This window comes from Paraburkholderia phenazinium, from assembly GCF_900142845.1.
In the GTDB taxonomy this organism is placed as follows: Bacteria; Pseudomonadota; Gammaproteobacteria; order Burkholderiales; family Burkholderiaceae; genus Paraburkholderia; species Paraburkholderia phenazinium_A.
Genome location: NZ_FSRU01000002.1, coordinates 2673104 through 2690752, shown reverse-complemented (window position 1 = coordinate 2690752; position 17649 = coordinate 2673104). Strand labels below are relative to the sequence as shown.

Annotated in this window: 15 protein-coding genes; 12 read left to right on the top strand and 3 right to left on the bottom strand. The window is 63.3% G+C overall.

Annotated features, from left to right (window positions below):
* Positions 1 to 167: 167 nt before the first annotated feature.
* Genes queF through ilvA form a run of 3 tightly spaced genes read right to left on the bottom strand, consistent with a single transcriptional unit; the run spans position 168 to position 3447 of the window.
* The gene (gene queF, locus BUS12_RS29035; RefSeq protein WP_074300804.1) at positions 168 to 992 is read right to left on the bottom strand and encodes an NADPH-dependent 7-cyano-7-deazaguanine reductase QueF; all 825 of its coding nucleotides are present in this window, start codon (positions 990 to 992) and stop codon (positions 168 to 170) included.
* The gene (locus tag BUS12_RS29030) at positions 989 to 1906 is read right to left on the bottom strand and encodes a 5'-nucleotidase (RefSeq protein WP_074300803.1); all 918 of its coding nucleotides are present in this window, start codon (positions 1904 to 1906) and stop codon (positions 989 to 991) included. The genes queF and BUS12_RS29030 overlap by 4 nt, the downstream gene beginning before the upstream one ends.
* Positions 1907 to 1923: 17 nt before the next feature.
* Positions 1924 to 3447: a threonine ammonia-lyase, biosynthetic gene (gene ilvA, locus BUS12_RS29025; RefSeq protein ID WP_074300802.1), complete on the bottom strand. Its 1524-nt coding sequence runs from the start codon at positions 3445 to 3447 to the stop codon at positions 1924 to 1926.
* Positions 3448 to 3974: 527 nt separating this feature from the next.
* Here ilvA and BUS12_RS29015 point away from each other — a divergent pair.
* The 12 genes from BUS12_RS29015 (at position 3975) to nudB (ending at position 17613) form a co-directional block, all read left to right on the top strand.
* A complete protein-coding gene (locus BUS12_RS29015; RefSeq protein WP_074300800.1) occupies positions 3975 to 8069 on the top strand; it encodes a DUF3683 domain-containing protein in 4095 nt (1364 codons plus the stop codon).
* 34 nt (positions 8070 to 8103) lie between these two features.
* Positions 8104 to 8538, top strand: coding sequence for an HIT family protein (locus BUS12_RS29010; protein WP_074300799.1), 435 nt, complete (start codon positions 8104 to 8106; stop codon positions 8536 to 8538).
* A gap of 4 nt (positions 8539 to 8542) precedes the next feature.
* A complete protein-coding gene (locus tag BUS12_RS29005) occupies positions 8543 to 8956 on the top strand; it encodes a gamma-butyrobetaine hydroxylase family protein (RefSeq protein WP_074300798.1) in 414 nt (137 codons plus the stop codon).
* 67 nt (positions 8957 to 9023) lie between these two features.
* Positions 9024 to 9755, top strand: a complete 732-nt coding sequence (gene ubiE, locus BUS12_RS29000) for a bifunctional demethylmenaquinone methyltransferase/2-methoxy-6-polyprenyl-1,4-benzoquinol methylase UbiE (RefSeq protein ID WP_074300797.1) — start codon at positions 9024 to 9026, stop codon at positions 9753 to 9755.
* Positions 9756 to 9792: 37 nt separating this feature from the next.
* Positions 9793 to 10818 carry a Tim44 domain-containing protein gene (locus tag BUS12_RS28995; RefSeq protein ID WP_074300796.1) on the top strand — a complete coding sequence of 342 codons (1026 nt, stop codon included), beginning with the start codon at positions 9793 to 9795 and terminating at the stop codon, positions 10816 to 10818.
* 113 nt (positions 10819 to 10931) lie between these two features.
* Positions 10932 to 11576: a ubiquinone biosynthesis accessory factor UbiJ gene (locus BUS12_RS28990; RefSeq protein ID WP_074300795.1), complete on the top strand. Its 645-nt coding sequence runs from the start codon at positions 10932 to 10934 to the stop codon at positions 11574 to 11576.
* A 15-nt stretch (positions 11577 to 11591) separates the two neighbouring features.
* Positions 11592 to 13169 carry a ubiquinone biosynthesis regulatory protein kinase UbiB gene (gene ubiB / locus BUS12_RS28985; protein WP_074300794.1) on the top strand — a complete coding sequence of 526 codons (1578 nt, stop codon included), beginning with the start codon at positions 11592 to 11594 and terminating at the stop codon, positions 13167 to 13169.
* A 12-nt stretch (positions 13170 to 13181) separates the two neighbouring features.
* A complete protein-coding gene (locus BUS12_RS28980) occupies positions 13182 to 13832 on the top strand; it encodes a methyltransferase domain-containing protein (protein WP_074300793.1) in 651 nt (216 codons plus the stop codon).
* Between the two features lie 137 nt (positions 13833 to 13969).
* Positions 13970 to 14335 carry an FmdB family zinc ribbon protein gene (locus BUS12_RS28975; RefSeq protein WP_074300792.1) on the top strand — a complete coding sequence of 122 codons (366 nt, stop codon included), beginning with the start codon at positions 13970 to 13972 and terminating at the stop codon, positions 14333 to 14335.
* A gap of 73 nt (positions 14336 to 14408) precedes the next feature.
* A complete protein-coding gene (locus tag BUS12_RS28970; RefSeq protein WP_074300791.1) occupies positions 14409 to 15062 on the top strand; it encodes a DUF502 domain-containing protein in 654 nt (217 codons plus the stop codon).
* Positions 15063 to 15133: 71 nt separating this feature from the next.
* Positions 15134 to 16933 carry an aspartate--tRNA ligase gene (gene aspS, locus BUS12_RS28965; protein WP_074300790.1) on the top strand — a complete coding sequence of 600 codons (1800 nt, stop codon included), beginning with the start codon at positions 15134 to 15136 and terminating at the stop codon, positions 16931 to 16933.
* A gap of 203 nt (positions 16934 to 17136) precedes the next feature.
* The gene (gene nudB / locus BUS12_RS28960; protein ID WP_074300789.1) at positions 17137 to 17613 is read left to right on the top strand and encodes a dihydroneopterin triphosphate diphosphatase; all 477 of its coding nucleotides are present in this window, start codon (positions 17137 to 17139) and stop codon (positions 17611 to 17613) included.
* Positions 17614 to 17649 lie beyond the last annotated feature (36 nt).

The following is a 17649-nucleotide window of genomic DNA, read 5'->3' as shown; positions in this document are numbered from 1 at the left end:
TCACTACGGGCTGGCGGTTGCAGCCCGCTTTCTTTGCTTACTTTCTTTGCGGCGGCAAAGAAAGTGAGTGCCGCCCCGCACAGGGGCGACACAAATAGACCGATAAGAATGCAAGGAGAGGCCAACGCCATAAACAAACAACCAACAAGGCGCCGCAGGCAAAACCCTTACTGCCGCGCAGTCCTAAAATTATCCGGCATAGGCAGATTAAAGTTAGTCCGAAACGGATTGATATCAAGCCCCCCACGCCGCGTGTAACGCGCATACACAGCCAACTTCAGCGGCTTGCAAATCTTGAGAACATCGACAAAGATCCGCTCAACACACTGCTCATGAAACCCGGTGTGATTCCGGTAGGAAACGATATACCGCAGTAGCCCGGCATGATCGATCTGCGGCCCGACGTAGTGAATCTGCAAGCTCCCCCAATCAGGCTGCCCGGTAACAGGACAATTCGACTTAAGAAGATTGGAAAACAAGGTTTCCTCAACAGGAGACTCCTCAAGCGCGGCCTTGAGCAAAGAGGAATCCGGCTGATAAACATCCGTATCGAGATCAAGCCGATCCAGTGAAGTGCCTTCAAACTCCTCAAGCGCGAGCTTGCCGAAATCCATCGGCCCGGTGAGGTGCACCGAAACACTCGCCCCACAGACAGCAGAAACATCCCGCTTGATCGTATCCCTAACCGCCTCAAACGACTCAAACGAAGTCTGCGCAAACGACCCAAGATACAACTTGAACGACTTCGACTCGACGATATTCGGCGAATCCGCCGGCACATAAAAAGTCGCCACAGCAATCTGCGGCTTGCCGCGCCCATTCAGCCAGGAAAGCTCGTAGGCATTCCAGATGTCCGTCCCAAAGAACGGCAACTGCGCGCCAATCCCAATCGCCTCGCGCGCGGCCTTGCGCGCGATCGGAAAGAGCAGCGTCGCGTCGTACTGTTCGGTATAAGCGGCAGGTTTGCCAAGCGGTGATTGTTCGGGTGTCATGATGCGTTCACGATGCCACTCATCACGTGCCCCGTCGCCGTCACGACGCGGGCCGATTCGCAGTGGCCAATTTGATCGTCGAAGAAAAAGTCCGGCTCGAACTCGCGCAAAAATGCGCTCTTGTCGAGACCACCGAGGAACATCGCTTCGTCGATTTCGATGTTCCACGCCATCAGCGTGCGGATTGCGCGTTCGTGTGCCGGCGCCGAACGCGCTGTCACCAGCGCCGTACGAATGTGCATCGGCGCGGCCTGGGTCGGCGCAGCCTCGCCCGCCAGGTTCTGCAACCGGTGCAGCGCTTCGAGCAAGGGCTTGAGCGGGCCGTCGGCCAACGGCAAATCCTTGTTGTGGATTTCATGGCCCACAAACGCCCGCAAGCCATCTTTCTGAAACACCCGTTCGGCCTCGTCGGAAAACAGCACGGCGTCGCCGTCGAAGGCAATGCGGATCTCGTCCGGATACTTGCTCGCCATTTTCGCCGATTCCGGCAACACGCGTGCAGCCGGAAATCCTGCGGCTAAAGCATCGCGCACGTCTTCCTGATTGGCGGACAGAAAGAGCGATGCATTCAGCGGCTTCAAATAGCTAAACGGCGCACGTCCACGCGTAAACACGCCGCGCTCGATCGCGAGGCCATGTTCGCGGCACGAGTGGAACGCCCGCAGTCCGCTAATCGGATCGCTGCGCGACAGGATCACCACCTCGACGCGATGCGCGCCCGCATTCAGCGCCAGCAGCTTGCGGATCAGCGGAAACGCCACGCCCGGTTTGGCGGGCACGCTGAGCCGCTCGCGCTGCAACGTCTCGTAGGCGTGCAGGTCGCCTTCCTCGTACACGCGGTTCTCTTCCTCGAAGTCGAACAGCGCGCGCGACGAAATCGCGACGACCAGTTTGTCCTGAAGCGTAAGTGCCATAAGCCTGGTCCGTGAGCCTATGCGAGGAACAGCCGGTACACCGGGTTCGTCGTCTCTTCCCAATACGGATAGCCGAGCGTCGTCAGGAAGCGGTCGAACTCGCTGCTTTCCGAAACGGGCACCTGGATGCCCACCAGGATCGAGCTGTAATCCGCACCCTGGTTCCGGTAATGGAACAGGCTGATATTCCAGTTCGGCGCCATCGACGACAGGAATTTCATCAACGCACCCGGCCGTTCCGGGAATTCGAAACGGAACAGGCGTTCGCTATGCGCGAGCGGCGAGCGGCCGCCCACCATGTAGCGGATATGTTGCTTGGAGAGCTCGTCGCCGGTCAGATCGACCGTGGCAAAGCCGTGTGTTTCGAGAGCGCCTGCAATCTGCGCGGATTCGCTGCGGTTCCTGATCTGCACGCCCACGAAGATATGCGCGGAGTTCGTGTCGGCGATCCGGTAATTGAACTCGGTCACACTGCGCGTGCCGACCAGTTCGCAGAAGCGCTTGAAACTGCCGCGTTCTTCGGGGATCGTCACCGCGAACACGGCCTCGCGCGCCTCGCCGACCTCGGCACGCTCAGCCACAAAACGCATCCGGTCGAAATTCATGTTGGCGCCGGAGGTGACCGCGATCAGCGTCTGGTTCTCGATGCCTTCGCGCTCCGCATACTGCTTGGCGCCCGCCACCGCCAGCGAGCCCGCCGGCTCCAGCACGCTGCGGGTGTCCTGGAACACGTCCTTGATCGCCGCGCACAGGGCGTCGGTATTCACGATCAGCACGTCGTCGAGATACTCGCGGCACAGGCGGAAGGTTTCCTCGCCCACCAGCTTCACGGCCGTGCCGTCGGAGAAGAGACCCACTTCGCTCAGCGTGACCCGCTCGCCCGCCTTAAGAGACTGCGCCATCGCGCAGGAATCGTCGGTCTGCACGCCGATCACCTTGATCTCCGGGCGCACCGACTTGACGTAAGCGGCAACCCCGGCCGCCAGCCCGCCACCGCCGATCGGCACGAAGATGGCGTGAATCGGCCCCTGATGCTGGCTCAGGATCTCCATTGCCACCGTGCCCTGGCCGGCAATCACGTACGGATCGTCGAACGGGTGCACGAAGGTCAGGCCGTGCTCTTCCTGCAGCTTGACGGCATGCGCGTAGGCGTCGCTATACGATTCGCCCACCTGAACGACTTCCACCGTCGGGCCGCCGTGTGCGCGCACCGCGTCGACTTTCACCTGCGGTGTCGTGACCGGCACCACGATAATCGCCTTGACGCCCATGCGCGCGGCCGACAGCGCCACGCCCTGGGCGTGATTCCCCGCCGACGCCGTAATCACGCCGCGTTGCAGCGCTTCGGCCGGAATATGCGCCATCTTGTTGTACGCGCCGCGCACCTTGAACGAGAAGACCGGCTGGTTGTCTTCGCGCTTCAGGTAAATCGGATTGCGCAGCCGTGCCGACAGATTCGGCGCATGCTCGAGTTCGGTCTCGCGGGCGACGTCGTAGACGCGCGCGGTCAAGGTTTTCTTCAGATAGTCGTGGGAAGCCATGCGGGTGGCGCGGTGCGCTGTGTGAGACGGGAAAGGACAATGATAGCGCCAACGGCCCGTGCGCTGGACTCTACCGAATGGCCAGGGTGTGGGAAGCGCAGCCGCCCGACCGTTCGGTCGATCAATTATGAACTCACCAGTTGGAACATATTTCTGCGCTTGCGCGTGCAAAAGCCTCGTTACAGCCCGATTCGAGCATCAACGCGTGCGCAGATCATGCGGTAGAATTCCAATTTGGAACAAGGACCGGAAGATGCACTGGCAGCCTCGGATCGCCCATTTGATGCCCGCCCCGCGTGAGTCTCGCCCCGCGGCGCAGCGGCACGTCTGTTGCACACGATCGTGTAGCTGCCTCTGAGCGCCGCGAAGCGGCCGGCGTGTGTCGCCCGCCGGCAGGTGCTTCGCTGAACTAGAAGATTTCCAGAATTGCGCCCCACGCGCACCGTCAGGCGGTGCCTCCTTATCGTCAATCAACGTCGTCGATTAGCGAGCGCGCCCAACTGACAGACCTACCGAGTCGTCCAACCATGAACGCACCTCAAGTATTCGATCCGCACGGAGCCGCCGCTGCGGTGGCCGCCGACCCTGAAGCGCGCCTGCGCGAAATTCCCTATAACTACACCTCGTTTTCCGACCGTGAAATCGTTATCCGCCTGCTGGGCAACGATGCGTGGGACGCGCTGGCCGAATTGCGCGCCGAACGCCGCACCGGCCGCTCGGCACGGATGCTGTACGAAGTGCTCGGCGACATCTGGGTGGTGCGCCGCAATCCTTACCTGCAAGACGACCTGCTCGACAACCCGAAGCGCCGCGCACTGCTGATCGAAGCCCTGCATCACCGCCTGTCGGAGATCGAGAAGCGCCGTCGCGCCGACCTGACCGAGCACGGCGACGAAGCGGGCGTCGGCCGGGCAGCCCGCGTGGAAACGCTGGTGGTGGCCGCGCGCCGTGCCGTGGACGACTTCTCCGCCGAGTTCGACAAGACCACCGAGCTGCGCCGCCGTGCCACCAAGGTGCTGGGCCGCGTCACGCAGAAAGACAACATCAAGTTCGACGGCCTCTCACGCGTTTCGCACGTCACGGACGCGACCGACTGGCGCGTCGAGTATCCGTTCGTCGTGCTGACGCCAGACACCGAAGCCGAGATCGCCGGCATGATCAAGGCCTGCTTCGAGCTGGGCCTGACGGTGATTCCGCGGGGCGGCGGCACCGGCTACACGGGCGGCGCCGTGCCGCTCACGCCGTTCTCGGCCGTCATCAACACCGAAAAGCTGGAACAGTTGGGCGCGGTTGAAATGACCGAACTGCCGGGCGTGCCGCGCAAGGTCGCCACGATCTTCTCGGGCGCAGGCGTCGTCACGCGCCGCGTGACGGAAGCGGCCGAACAGGCGGGCTTCGTGTTCGCGGTCGACCCCACCTCGCTCGACGCCTCGTGCATTGGCGGCAACGTCGCCATGAATGCGGGCGGCAAGAAGGCCGTGCTATGGGGCACCGCGCTCGACAATCTCGCCTGGTGGCGCATGGTCGACCCGGAGGGCAACTGGCTCGAAGTCACGCGTCTTGACCACAACATGGGCAAGATCCATGACATCGAGGTGGCCCGCTTCGAACTGAAGTGGTTCGACGGCGAACACGCGCCCGGTGAAAAGCTGCTGCGCACGGAATCGCTCGACATCAAGGGCCGCGTGTTCCGCAAGGAAGGCCTGGGCAAGGACGTCACGGATAAATTCCTCGCCGGCCTGCCGGGCATCCAGAAGGAAGGTTGCGACGGCCTGATCACGTCGGCGCGCTGGGTGCTGCACAAGATGCCCGCGCATACGCGCACCGTCTGCCTCGAATTTTTCGGCCAGGCGCGCGACGCGATTCCGAGCATCGTCGAAATCAAGGACTACCTGTTCGAAACGTCGAAGAAGGGCGGCGCGATTCTCGCCGGCCTGGAGCATCTGGACGAGCGCTATCTGCGCGCCGTCGGTTATGCGACCAAGTCCAAGCGCAACGCGTTTCCGAAGATGGTGCTGATCGGCGATATCGTCGGCGACGATGCGGATGCGGTGGCGCAAGCCACCTCGGAAGTCGTGCGCATGGCCAACGGCAAGAGCGGCGAAGGCTTCGTCGCGGTGAACGCGGAGGCGCGCAAGCGCTTCTGGCTGGACCGCAGCCGTACCGCCGCGATCGCGAAGCACACCAACGCCTTCAAGATCAACGAAGACGTGGTGATTCCGCTGAACCGCATGGGCGAGTACACCGACGGTATCGAGCGCATCAACATCGAACTGTCGATCAAGAACAAGCTGCAACTGCTCGACGCGCTCGAAGCGTTCTTCAAGGCCGGCAAGCTGCCGCTCGGCAAGAGCGACGACGCCAATGAAATTCCGAGCGCCGAACTGCTGGAAGACCGCGTGCAGCACGCGCTCGATCTCCTCAAGCAGGTCCGCACCCGCTGGGAATTCCTGCGCGACAAGCTCGATCTGTCCTTGCGTGAAGCCCAGCATTACCTGGTGGGACTCGGCTACGAAGCACTCGCGGAGAAGTTTGCCGATCGCGCCGACGCGCAGCCCGACGCCACGGTGTTCCATGTCACGCAGGACCGTACGATCCGCGTCTCATGGAAGCAGGAAGTTCGCGCCGAACTGCGCCAGATCTTCAACGGCGGCGAATTCAAGCCGATCCTCGAAGAAGCGCAGGCCATCCACAAGAAGGTGCTGCGCGGCCGCGTGTTCGTCGCGCTGCACATGCACGCGGGCGACGGCAATGTTCATACGAACCTGCCCGTCAACTCCGACAACTACGAGATGCTGCAGGACGCCCATACGGCGGTCGCGCGCATCATGAAGCTGGCGCGTTCGCTTGACGGCGTGATCTCGGGCGAGCACGGCATCGGCATTACCAAGCTCGAATTCCTCACCGAAGAAGAGATCGGCGAATTCCGCAAGTACAAGCAACGCGTCGATCCGCATGGCCGCTTCAATGCGGGCAAGCTGCTCGAAGGCGCGGACCTGCGCAACGCCTACACGCCGAGCTTCGGGCTGATGGGCTATGAATCGCTGATCATGCAGCAGTCGGACATCGGCGCCATTTCCGAGTCCATCAAGGACTGCTTGCGCTGCGGCAAGTGCAAGCCGGTGTGCGCGACCCACGTGCCGCGCGCCAACCTGCTGTACAGCCCGCGCAACAAGATTCTCGCCACCTCGCTGCTGGTGGAGGCGTTCCTTTACGAGGAACAGACGCGCCGCGGCGTGTCCATCAAACATTGGGATGAGTTCAACGACGTCGCCGATCACTGCACGGTCTGTCACAAGTGCGTGACGCCGTGTCCGGTGAAGATCGACTTCGGCGATGTCACGATGAACATGCGCAATCTGCTGCGCAAGATGGGCAAGAAGAAGTTCAACGCGGGCAACGCGGCCGGCATGTTCTTCCTCAACGCCACCAACCCGCAGACCATCAATCTCGCGCGCACCGCGATGATGGGCGTCGGCTACAAGGCGCAGCGGCTCGGCAACGACGTGCTGAAGAAGTTCGCGAAGAAGCAGACGGCGCACCCGCCGGCCACCGTCGGCAAGCCGAAGGTGGTGGAGCAGGTGATCCACTTCATGAACAAGAAGATGCCGGGCAATCTGCCGAAGAAGACGGCGCGCGCGCTGCTGGACATCGAAGACAACAAGATCGTGCCGATCATCCGCAATCCGAAGACCACTACGGTGGATACGGAAGCGGTGTTCTACTTCCCGGGCTGCGGCTCCGAGCGTCTGTTCTCGCAGGTGGGTCTGGCGACTCAGGCCATGCTGTGGGAAGCGGGCGTGCAAACCGTGCTGCCGCCGGGCTACCTGTGCTGCGGCTATCCGCAGCGCGGCTCGGGCCAGTTCGACAAGGCCGAGAAGATCGTCACGGACAACCGCGTGCTGTTCCACCGCGTCGCCAACACGCTGAACTACCTCGACATCAAGACGGTGGTGGTGTCGTGCGGCACGTGCTACGACCAGCTCGCCGGCTACGAATTCGAGAAGATTTTCCCCGGTTGCCGGATCATCGACATCCACGAATTCCTGCTCGAGAAGGGCATGAAGCTCGACGGCGTCAATGGCATGCGCTACATGTATCACGACCCGTGCCACACGCCGATCAAGACGATGGACCCGGTCAAGCTCGTCAACCAGCTGATGGGTTCGGAGAAGGACGGCTACACGATCGAGAAGAACGATCGTTGCTGTGGCGAATCCGGCACACTCGCGGTGACGCGTCCGGACATCTCGACGCAGGTCCGTTTCCGCAAGGAAGAGGAGATCCGCAAGGGCGCCGCGAAGCTGCGGGGCATTCCTTTGGTGGCCGAAGCAGGCGCCAACGGCATCAACCCGGCTAATGCTTCTGCGGGTGCGGCCGGCGCGCCGGAAGGCTCGGTGCTCAAGGCCGGCAACGGTCCAACGCCGAACGGCGCCACCGACATCAAGATCCTGACGAGCTGCCCGTCCTGCCTGCAAGGGCTGTCGCGCTACAACGAGGACGCGAACATCGAGGCGGACTACATCGTCGTCGAAATGGCCCGTCACGTGCTGGGTGAAGACTGGATGGCGGACTACGTTCAGCGTGCGAACAATGGCGGAATCGAGCGCGTGCTGGTTTAATGGCACGACTGACGATTCCCGCCTGAGGACGACGATGGACTGTGTATTTTGCCGTGAAGATGGCGGCGACGTGCTGTGGCAGGACGATACGCTGCGTGTCGTTCTCGCCGACGAACACGATTACCCGGGCTTCTGCCGGGTCATCTGGAACAAGCACGTTGCCGAGTTCTCGGATCTCGCCGAGGCCGACCGCGACCGCGTGATGCGCGCGGTGTACGCGGTCGAGCGTGCCATGCGGCGCATCCTGCAACCGGTCAAGGTGAACCTGGCGAGCCTCGGCAACCAGGTGCCGCACGTGCACTGGCATGTGATTCCGCGTTTCTCGAACGACGCCCATTTTCCGCTGCCGATCTGGGCGCCGCGCCAGCGCACGGTGTCGGAGGCGCTACTGTCCTCGCGCCGCGCGCAGGCAACCTTGCTGCGCGACGCGGTGCGGCAGGAAATCGAACACGTTCTGGCCCGAGGCTAACGATATGAGTGGACTGACTCCCGACACGCCGGTGCCGACCGGCGTGGTGGTACATGCCAAATCGCACGTGCTCGAACTGCAGTACGCAAACGGCGAATCTTTCCGTGTGCCGTTCGAGTTGCTGCGCGTGTATTCGCCTTCGGCGGAAGTGCGCGGGCATGGGCCGGGGCAGGAAACGCTGCAGACCGGCAAGCGCGAGGTGACGATCACCGCGATCGAGGGCGTGGGCAACTACGCGCTCCAGCCGACCTTCTCGGACGGCCACTCCACCGGGCTGTATTCGTGGGACCTGCTGTACGACATCGCCACCCGCCAGGATGAACTCTGGCGCGAGTATCTCGACAAACTGGCAGCGGCGGGCGTCGACCGCGACGCCCCCATGGCGGCATCCGGCGCCCCGCACGGTCATTGTCACTGATACGATTCGGCCTGACTGCCGCAGTGATGCGGCGCAACAATCCAGAATACGCGAAAGGACGAACGCGATGAGCAAAACCCACTTCGGCTTTCAGACAGTCGACGAACAGGAAAAAGCGCAGAAGGTGGCGGGCGTGTTCCACTCCGTTGCCGCCAACTACGACCTGATGAACGACCTGATGTCGGGCGGGTTGCACCGGGCGTGGAAGATCTTCACGATCGCCCAGGCCAACGTGCGGCCGGGCTACAAAGTGCTCGATATCGCGGGCGGCACGGGCGATCTCTCCAAGGAATTCGCCAAAAAAGCGGGGCCGACCGGCGAGGTCTGGCATACGGACATCAACGAATCGATGCTGCGCGTGGGCCGCGACCGGCTGCTCGACAAGGGCATCATCACGCCGGCGCTGCTGTGCGATGCGGAGAAAATTCCCTTTCCAGACAACTACTTCGACGTGGTGACCGTGGCGTTCGGGCTGCGCAACATGACCCACAAGGACGTCGCGCTGGCGGAAATGCGCCGCGTGCTGAAGCCGGCCGGGCGCCTGCTGGTGCTGGAGTTCTCCAAGGTGTGGGATCCGCTGAAAAAAGTCTACGACGTCTATTCGTTCAAGGTGCTGCCGTGGCTCGGCGACCGCTTCGCGAAAGACGCCGAGAGCTACCGTTACCTGGCGGAATCGATCCGCATGCACCCGGACCAGGAAACTTTAAAGACGATGATGGAACAAGCTGGCCTCGACGGCGTCAAATATTACAATTTGTCAGCTGGTGTGGTAGCTTTACACGTGGGGACCAAATACTAGGGTCCCTAACCCATCGTTTTTAAAGGAAAAGTTCATCATGTCCGATTCGCGTCTGTTATCTTCCCGTAAGGCTAAGGGGTCGTTGGCGAGGAGAATCGGACTGGCAGCGATGGTCGGTCTGATCGCGCTCGCCACCGTTGCCTCGCTCGACGCCGAGGCAAGGCGCATGGGCGGCGGCCGCAGCATCGGCCGTCAACAGTCCACCACCATGCAGCGTCAGACGACGCCGCCGGCGCAACCCGGCCAATCCACCCAGCAATCGGCGCAAGCCGCCCAGGCACAGCGCGCGCAAGCGGCGCCGACGCCGGCCGCCGTGCCTAACCGCTCGCGCTGGCTCGGGCCGATCGCCGGCCTGGCCGCGGGCCTCGGCATTGCCGCGTTGCTTTCGCACCTGGGGCTGGGCGAGGCGTTTGCCGGTGCCATGGCCAACATGCTTGTGATCGCCGCGATCGCCATGCTGGCGATCTGGCTGATCCGCCGTTTCATGGGCCGCAAGCGCGACGCGGCGACGCCGGCATACGCGGGCAGCGCACCGAGCCTGAACACCAGCCGCGATCACTACGCGCAGGAGCCCAGCTTCACGCCGGGGGCGTCGTCGGCTTCCGGTTCGTACCTCGATCCGCGCGGCAGCGGCGCGCTGGCTGCGCCGGTGATGCAGGCGGCGCCTGTCGTGCCGGCCGGCTTTGACACGGAAGCCTTCGTCCGCAATGCCAAGGTCTACTTCGTGCGCCTGCAGGCCGCGTGGGACGTGGGGAACATCGCGGACATCCGCGAATTCACGACGCCGGAGATGTTCGCCGAAGTGAAGGTCGACCTGGACGCGCGCGGCCCGGAATCGAACCTGACCGATGTCGTGCAGTTGAACGCCGAGTTGCTGGGTGTCGAAGACCTCGGCAGCGAGTTCGTCGCCAGCGTGCGCTTCTCCGGCCTGATGCGCGAGAGCTCGGGCGCGCCGGCCGAGCCGTTTGTGGAGATCTGGAACCTGTCGAAGTCGACCCGCGCCGGCGAAGGCTGGTTGCTCGCAGGCATTCAGCAGGTCGGCGCGGCCACGTCTGCGCATTAACGTCGCGCCTTGCATATTGGCCGTTCGGCTGAGCAAGCCGGAAAGCGAACGGACGTTACAATAGGAACCCGCGCGGGCACATCGCCCGCGCGGGTTTTTTCTTGCCACTTTCAATGACCCTCGCCGCCAAGCCCTTCGCTGCTGCCGTCAATCATCTGCTCGCCCGCGAATCGTGGGCTCGTGAGCGCCTCGCCCCCTACGCCGGCAAGACTGCCCGGCTATCCTGCTCGCCGGTCGTGTTGATCCTGCTGGTCCAGCCGGACGGCTATCTGACCGCGGTCGACGAAACGCAGGCGCAGCTGTTCGACGTCACCATCGCCGTGCCGTCGGAGGCGCTGCCGGCCTTTGTCCAGGGTGGTCAGGCGGCGGTGATGAAGCATGTGAAGATCGAGGGCGACGCGGAGTTCGTCACGGTCATCGCCAAGCTGGCCGAGCATCTGCGCTGGGAGCCGGAGGAAGACCTGGCGCGGCTGATCGGCGACGGTCCGGCCTGGCGGGTGGCCTCGGTGGCGCGCTCGGTCAGCGAGCATGCGCGCCGCACCGGGCGCAATCTGCTCGACTCGGTCGCCGAGTACCTGCTCGATGAAAATCCGCAACTGGTGCGCCGCGCCGCGCTCGACGAGTTCAATGCCGAACTCGCTCGCGCCCGCGATGCGCTGGCGCGCGTCGAAAAGCGCCTCGAGCGCCTTGAACAGAAGGTCGAAGCCCGCGGCGCCGATGCGTCGGGCGGCGCCGCCACGTCGCGCGGCACGCGCTAGTCACCGGGCTCAACCATGCGTTTTCTGCGTTTCCTCAAGATTTTCTTCACTGTCATCCGCTTCGGTCTCGATGAGATGATGCTGAGCCGCATCAACGACCGCCGCGTGCGTCTGTTGCTGCGTATCACCACCATCGGCCGCAAGTTCGACCAGCCGCCGGCCGTGCGGCTGCGCCTCGCGCTCGAAAGCCTCGGCCCGATCTTCGTGAAGTTCGGCCAGGTGCTGTCCACCCGGCGCGACCTGCTGCCTGTCGACATCGCCAACGAACTCGCCAAGCTGCAGGACCAGGTGCCGCCGTTCCCCTCGGATGTGGCGATCGGCCTCGTGGAGAAGTCGCTGGGTGCGCCGGTCGACGTGCTGTTCGACGATTTCGAGCGGGTACCGGTGGCGAGCGCATCGATCGCACAGGTGCACTTCGCCAAGGTGAAGGCCGGCCAGCATGCGGGCAAGGCCGTCGCGGTGAAGGTGTTGCGGCCGAACATGCTGCCCGTGATCGACTCCGACCTCGCGCTGCTGCGCGACATCGCCGTCTGGGCCGAGCGTCTGTGGGCCGACGGCAAGCGCCTGAAGCCGCGCGAGGTGGTCGCCGAGTTCGACAAGTACCTGCACGACGAACTCGACCTGATGCGCGAAGCGGCCAACGGCAGTCAGTTGCGCCGCAATTTTGCGGGCCTCGATCTGCTGCTCGTTCCCGAGATGTATTGGGAGTTCTGCACGCCCACCGTGCTGGTGATGGAGCGTATGGTCGGCGTGCCGATCAGCCAGGTGGAGACGCTGCGCGCCGCGGGCGTGGACATTCCGAAGCTGGCTCGCGAAGGCGTCGAGATTTTCTTCACCCAGGTGTTCCGCGACGGCTTTTTCCACGCCGACATGCACCCGGGCAATATCCAGGTCAGTCTCGATCCGGCGCACTTCGGGCGCTATATCGCGCTCGATTTCGGCATCATCGGCGCGCTGTCGGACTTCGATAAGAACTACCTCGCGCAGAACTTCCTCGCCTTCTTCAAGCGCGACTACCATCGCGTCGCCACGCTGCATCTGGAATCGGGCTGGGTGCCGCCCACCACGCGTGTCGAGGAACTGGAGAGCGCGATTCGGGCGGTCTGCGAGCCATACTTCGACCGCGCGCTGAAAGACATTTCGCTCGGCCAGGTGCTGATGCGCCTGTTCTCCACGTCGCGCCGCTTCAATGTCGAGATCCAGCCGCAGCTCGTGTTGCTGCAGAAGACCATGCTGAACGTCGAAGGTCTGGGGCGTTCGCTCGATCCCGAACTCGACCTTTGGAAAACCGCCAAGCCTTACCTCGAACGCTGGATGAACGAGCAGATCGGCCTGCGCGGCTGGTATGAGCGGCTCAAGATCGAGGCGCCGCAGTGGAGCAAGACCTTGCCGCAATTGCCGCGGTTGATCCATCACGTGCTGGCGGAGCGCCACGACAACTCGCGCGGTACGAGCGACGAGATGATTCGCCAGATTTTGCTCGAGCAGAAGCGCACTAACCGGTTGCTGCAGGGCCTGCTGCTGTTCGGGATTGCGGTGGGAATCGGGGCGGTGGTGGCGCGCGCATGGCTGGCGCTGGCGTATGGCGGGTAAGGAGATGCACCGATGAGCGATCCAACCCGGCCGGCAGACCCCTCTAACCCCACAAGCGCCGACTTCGCCACGCGCGATCCGAACTCCCCGGCGTTCTGGGACGAGCGCTTCGAGCGCGGTTTCATCCCATGGGATCAGGCTGGCGTACCCGCGGCTTTTCAGGCCTTCGCTGCACGGCACACTGAGGCGGCTGTCTTGATCCCCGGTTGCGGCAGCGCCTGGGAGGCGCTGTGGCTGGCCCGTCAGGGACGCCGCGTGCAGGCGATCGATTTCTCGCCCGCAGCGGTCGCGGCGGCGCGCACGCAGTTAGGCACGTACGCAGAGGTGGTCGAACAGGCTGATTTCTTCGCCTGGCAACCGCCGTTCGCGCCGGACTGGATGTACGAACGCGCGTTTCTGTGCGCGTTGCCGGGAGACCGCCGCGCCGATTATGCGCAGCGCATGGCTGAACTTTTGCCACCGGGCGCGTTGCTGGCCGGTTTCTTTTTTCTGGGCGCGACGCCGAAAGGGCCGCCCTTCGGAATCGAACGCGCCGAACTCGACGTCTTGCTGACACCGTACTTCGATCTAATCGAGGACGAGCCGGTGAGCGACTCGATGCCGGTGTTCGCCGGTCGCGAACGCTGGCTGACCTGGCGCCGTCGGGCCGCGCCCGGGACTTGATCCCGCGACGAGCGCCCCCATCTACGCCAACGGTGCCTGCGTCGGCCGCGCGTCCCCAAAATCGGGGGGCGGGAATTGTTTGCGGCTATAATTCAAGGCTTTGCAAGCGTTTATCAGATTACTGTAGGGAAAAGATCATGCCGATCTACGCTTATCGCTGCGAGTCATGCGGCTTCGGGAAGGACGTGCTTCGGAAGATGAGCGACGCCCCTCTGACTCACTGCCCTGAGTGCGGGAAAGACACCTTTCGCAAGCAGGTGACTGCGGCCGGGTTCCAGTTGAAGGGTTCGGGCTGGTATGTAACCGACTTCCGCGGCGGCAATAGCGCGAAGAGCGCAGCGGCGCCGAGCGGCGGTGCCGAGGCAGCGCCCGCCAAGACCGAAGGCGGTAACGCGGCCCCCGCGGCGTCGGAAGGCGCTACCACCAGTTCCACGAGCGCAGCCGCAGCGCCGGCGGCGCCGGCAGCGGCACCCGCCGCCAGCAGCGGCTCCGGCAACGCCTAGTTAGCGTCGCCGCCTTTCGAGGCGGCACACTCGCCGCGCCCGGCTTCGCCGGGGTGGCTTTCTGGCGATACACATGACGACGAAAAAAGCGACGCTCAAATCGGTGTTTCTGACTGGCCTGCTGGTGCTGGTGCCGTTGGCCATCACGTTGTGGGTGCTCGGTCTGATCATCGGCACGATGGATCAGACGCTGTTGCTGCTGCCGGAGTCCTGGCAGCCGGAGCGGGCGCTCGGCTTCCGTCTGCCCGGCCTCGGCGCGGTGCTGACGCTGGCGTTCATCTTCATCGTCGGGCTGTTGACGCAGAACTTCATCGGGCAGAAGCTCGTGAAGTGGTGGGAACTGCTGGTCGGCCATATCCCGGTGGTGGGGCCGATCTACACGAGCGTCAAGCAGGTCTCGGATACCTTGCTCTCGAGCAGCGGCAATGCGTTTCGCAAGGCGCTCCTGATCGAGTATCCGCGCAAAGGGTCCTATACGATCGCGTTTCTGACCGGGATCCCGGGCGGCGACGTGGTCAACCACCTGAAGGAAGATCACGTCAGCGTGTACGTGCCGACTACGCCGAACCCGACGTCCGGCTTCTTCCTGATGGTGCCGAAGAGCGAAGTGGTCGAACTCGATATGACGGTCGACGCTGCGCTCAAGTACATTGTCTCGATGGGCGTGGTGGCGCCGTCCGCGCCACCGGCGCAGGTGCGCCGCTCCACCATCGAGCCGCCGATGTAATGCCGGCGCGCATTGTTTCAGTTTCATGAGCCGCGCGCCGTTCAACCAATGCAAAACGAAAGACAAACATCATGTCGATGCGATCTGAATACTGCGGTCTGGTGACCGAAGAACTGTTGGGCCAAACCGTGTCGCTGTGCGGCTGGGTGAGCCGTCGCCGTGACCACGGCGGCGTTATCTTCATCGACCTGCGCGACCGTGAAGGCCTCGTTCAGGTCGTGTGCGACCCGGATCGCGCGGAGATGTTCAAGACGGCCGAAGGCGTGCGCAACGAGTTCTGCGTGCAGATCAAGGGTGTCGTGCGCGGTCGTCCGGAAGGCACGACCAATGCCGGTCTGAAGAGCGGCAAGATCGAAGTGCTGTGTCACGAACTGACCGTGCTGAACGCGTCGGTCACGCCGCCGTTCCAGCTCGACGACGACAACCTGTCGGAAACCACGCGTCTCACGCATCGCGTGCTCGACCTGCGCCGTCCGCAGATGCAGCACAACCTGCGTCTGCGTTATCGCGTCGCCATGGAAGTGCGCAAGTATCTCGACGCGCAAGGCTTCATCGACATCGAAACGCCGATGCTCACCAAGAGCACGCCGGAAGGCGCGCGCGATTACCTCGTGCCGTCGCGTACCAACGCGGGCCAGTTCTTCGCGCTGCCGCAGTCGCCGCAGCTCTTCAAGCAGCTGCTGATGGTCGCCAACTTCGACCGCTACTACCAGATCGTCAAGTGCTTCCGCGACGAAGACCTGCGCGCCGACCGTCAGCCGGAATTCACGCAGATCGACTGCGAAACCTCGTTCCTCTCGGAGCAGGAAATTCGCGACCTGTTCGAAGCGATGATCCGTCACGTGTTCAAGCTAACGATCGGCGTCGAACTGGACGAGAAATTCCCGGTCATGGAGTACTCGGAAGCGATGCGCCGTTTCGGTTCGGATAAGCCGGACCTGCGCGTCAAGCTCGAATTCACCGACCTGACCGACGCGGTCAAGGACGTCGACTTCAAGGTGTTCAGCACGCCCGCCAACACCAAAGACGGTCGCGTTGCCGCACTGCGCGTGCCGAAGGGTAGCGAGCTGTCGCGTGGCGATATCGACAGCTACACGGAATTCGTGCGCATCTACGGCGCGAAGGGTCTGGCCTGGATCAAGGTCAACGAAGTCGCGAAGGGTCGTGACGGTCTGCAAAGCCCGATCGTCAAGAACCTGCATGACGAAGCGGTCAAGGCCATTATCGAGCGCACCGGCGCGCAAGACGGCGACATCATTTTCTTCGCGGCGGATCGCGCGAAGGTCGTCAACGACAGCCTCGGTGCACTGCGTCTGAAGATCGGCCATTCGGAATTCGGCAAGGCCAATGGTCTCGTCGAAACCGGCTGGAAGCCGCTGTGGGTGGTGGACTTCCCGATGTTCGAATACGACGAAGAAGAAAACCGCTACGTCGCCGCGCATCACCCGTTCACGAGTCCGAAGGACGAGCACCTCGAGTATCTGGAAACGGATCCGGGCCGCTGCCTCGCGAAGGCCTACGACATGGTGCTGAACGGTTGGGAAATCGGCGGCGGTTCGGTGCGGATTCACCGTGAAGAAGTGCAGAGCAAGGTGTTCCGCGCGCTCAAGATCAACGCGGAAGAAGCCCGCGCCAAGTTCGGCTTCCTGCTCGACGCGCTGCAATACGGCGCGCCGCCGCATGGCGGTATCGCCTTCGGTCTCGACCGCATCATCACGATGATGGCCGGCGCCGATTCGATCCGCGACGTGATCGCGTTCCCGAAGACGCAACGCGCGCAGTGTCTGCTCACGCAGGCGCCGAGCGAAGTGGACGAGCGCCAGTTGCGCGAGTTGCACATTCGTCTGCGTCAGCCGGAAGCGAAGGCATAAGACTGCAGGCTGCTTCAGCGGCTCATTGGGCGGTGGATTCAATCGTTCATTGAGCCGCGCCGTCAGGCTCAGGCAAACGAAAAGGCGCGTCATGCGCCTTTTCCTTTTTTTGCGTTACAGTCGATGCAACACGCCACGTCCTACGCGAAGCCATACCGTCGACCGACATGTACCGCGCTTAATCCGCGCCTAGTTTTATCGCCATGCCGAAACCGCCGAAGATTCCCGAATCCGTTCTTGTTGTGATCCACACGCCGGGGCTCGATGTGCTGCTGATTGAGCGCGCCGACCGCGCGGGTTTCTGGCAGTCGGTGACCGGCTCGAAAGACACGCTCGACGAGCCGCTTGCCGAGACCGCCGCACGCGAAGTGGCCGAGGAAACGGGCATTGTGATCGGCAGTCCCAGCGTGCCGCGCGACGCGCTGTTCGACTGGCAGTATCAGATCGAGTATGAGATCTATCCGGTCTGGCGGCATCGCTATGCCGAGGGCGTCACACAGAACACGGAACACTGGTTCAGCCTCGAGGTGCCGGCGCGCTGCGAGGTGACGCTCGCGCCGCTCGAGCATACGGCGCACCTCTGGCTGCCCTATGAAGAAGCGGCCGAGCGCTGCTTCTCGTCGTCGAACGCCGACGCGATCCTGCAGTTGCCGCGACGCCTGAAGGGGCGGGTCCGGTGACGGGCGGCGGCACGCGGCGTTTCGAGCGGCTCCGGC

Coding starts and splice junctions, on each gene's coding strand:
- queF (WP_074300804.1), bottom strand. CDS start 992: ATGACACCCGAACAATCACCGCTTGGCAAACCTGCCGCTTATACCGAA.
- BUS12_RS29030 (WP_074300803.1), bottom strand. CDS start 1,906: ATGGCACTTACGCTTCAGGACAAACTGGTCGTCGCGATTTCGTCGCGC.
- ilvA (WP_074300802.1), bottom strand. CDS start 3,447: ATGGCTTCCCACGACTATCTGAAGAAAACCTTGACCGCGCGCGTCTAC.
- BUS12_RS29015 (WP_074300800.1), top strand. CDS start 3,975: ATGAACGCACCTCAAGTATTCGATCCGCACGGAGCCGCCGCTGCGGTG.
- BUS12_RS29010 (WP_074300799.1), top strand. CDS start 8,104: ATGGACTGTGTATTTTGCCGTGAAGATGGCGGCGACGTGCTGTGGCAG.
- BUS12_RS29005 (WP_074300798.1), top strand. CDS start 8,543: ATGAGTGGACTGACTCCCGACACGCCGGTGCCGACCGGCGTGGTGGTA.
- ubiE (WP_074300797.1), top strand. CDS start 9,024: ATGAGCAAAACCCACTTCGGCTTTCAGACAGTCGACGAACAGGAAAAA.
- BUS12_RS28995 (WP_074300796.1), top strand. CDS start 9,793: ATGTCCGATTCGCGTCTGTTATCTTCCCGTAAGGCTAAGGGGTCGTTG.
- BUS12_RS28990 (WP_074300795.1), top strand. CDS start 10,932: ATGACCCTCGCCGCCAAGCCCTTCGCTGCTGCCGTCAATCATCTGCTC.
- ubiB (WP_074300794.1), top strand. CDS start 11,592: ATGCGTTTTCTGCGTTTCCTCAAGATTTTCTTCACTGTCATCCGCTTC.
- BUS12_RS28980 (WP_074300793.1), top strand. CDS start 13,182: ATGAGCGATCCAACCCGGCCGGCAGACCCCTCTAACCCCACAAGCGCC.
- BUS12_RS28975 (WP_074300792.1), top strand. CDS start 13,970: ATGCCGATCTACGCTTATCGCTGCGAGTCATGCGGCTTCGGGAAGGAC.
- BUS12_RS28970 (WP_074300791.1), top strand. CDS start 14,409: ATGACGACGAAAAAAGCGACGCTCAAATCGGTGTTTCTGACTGGCCTG.
- aspS (WP_074300790.1), top strand. CDS start 15,134: ATGTCGATGCGATCTGAATACTGCGGTCTGGTGACCGAAGAACTGTTG.
- nudB (WP_074300789.1), top strand. CDS start 17,137: ATGCCGAAACCGCCGAAGATTCCCGAATCCGTTCTTGTTGTGATCCAC.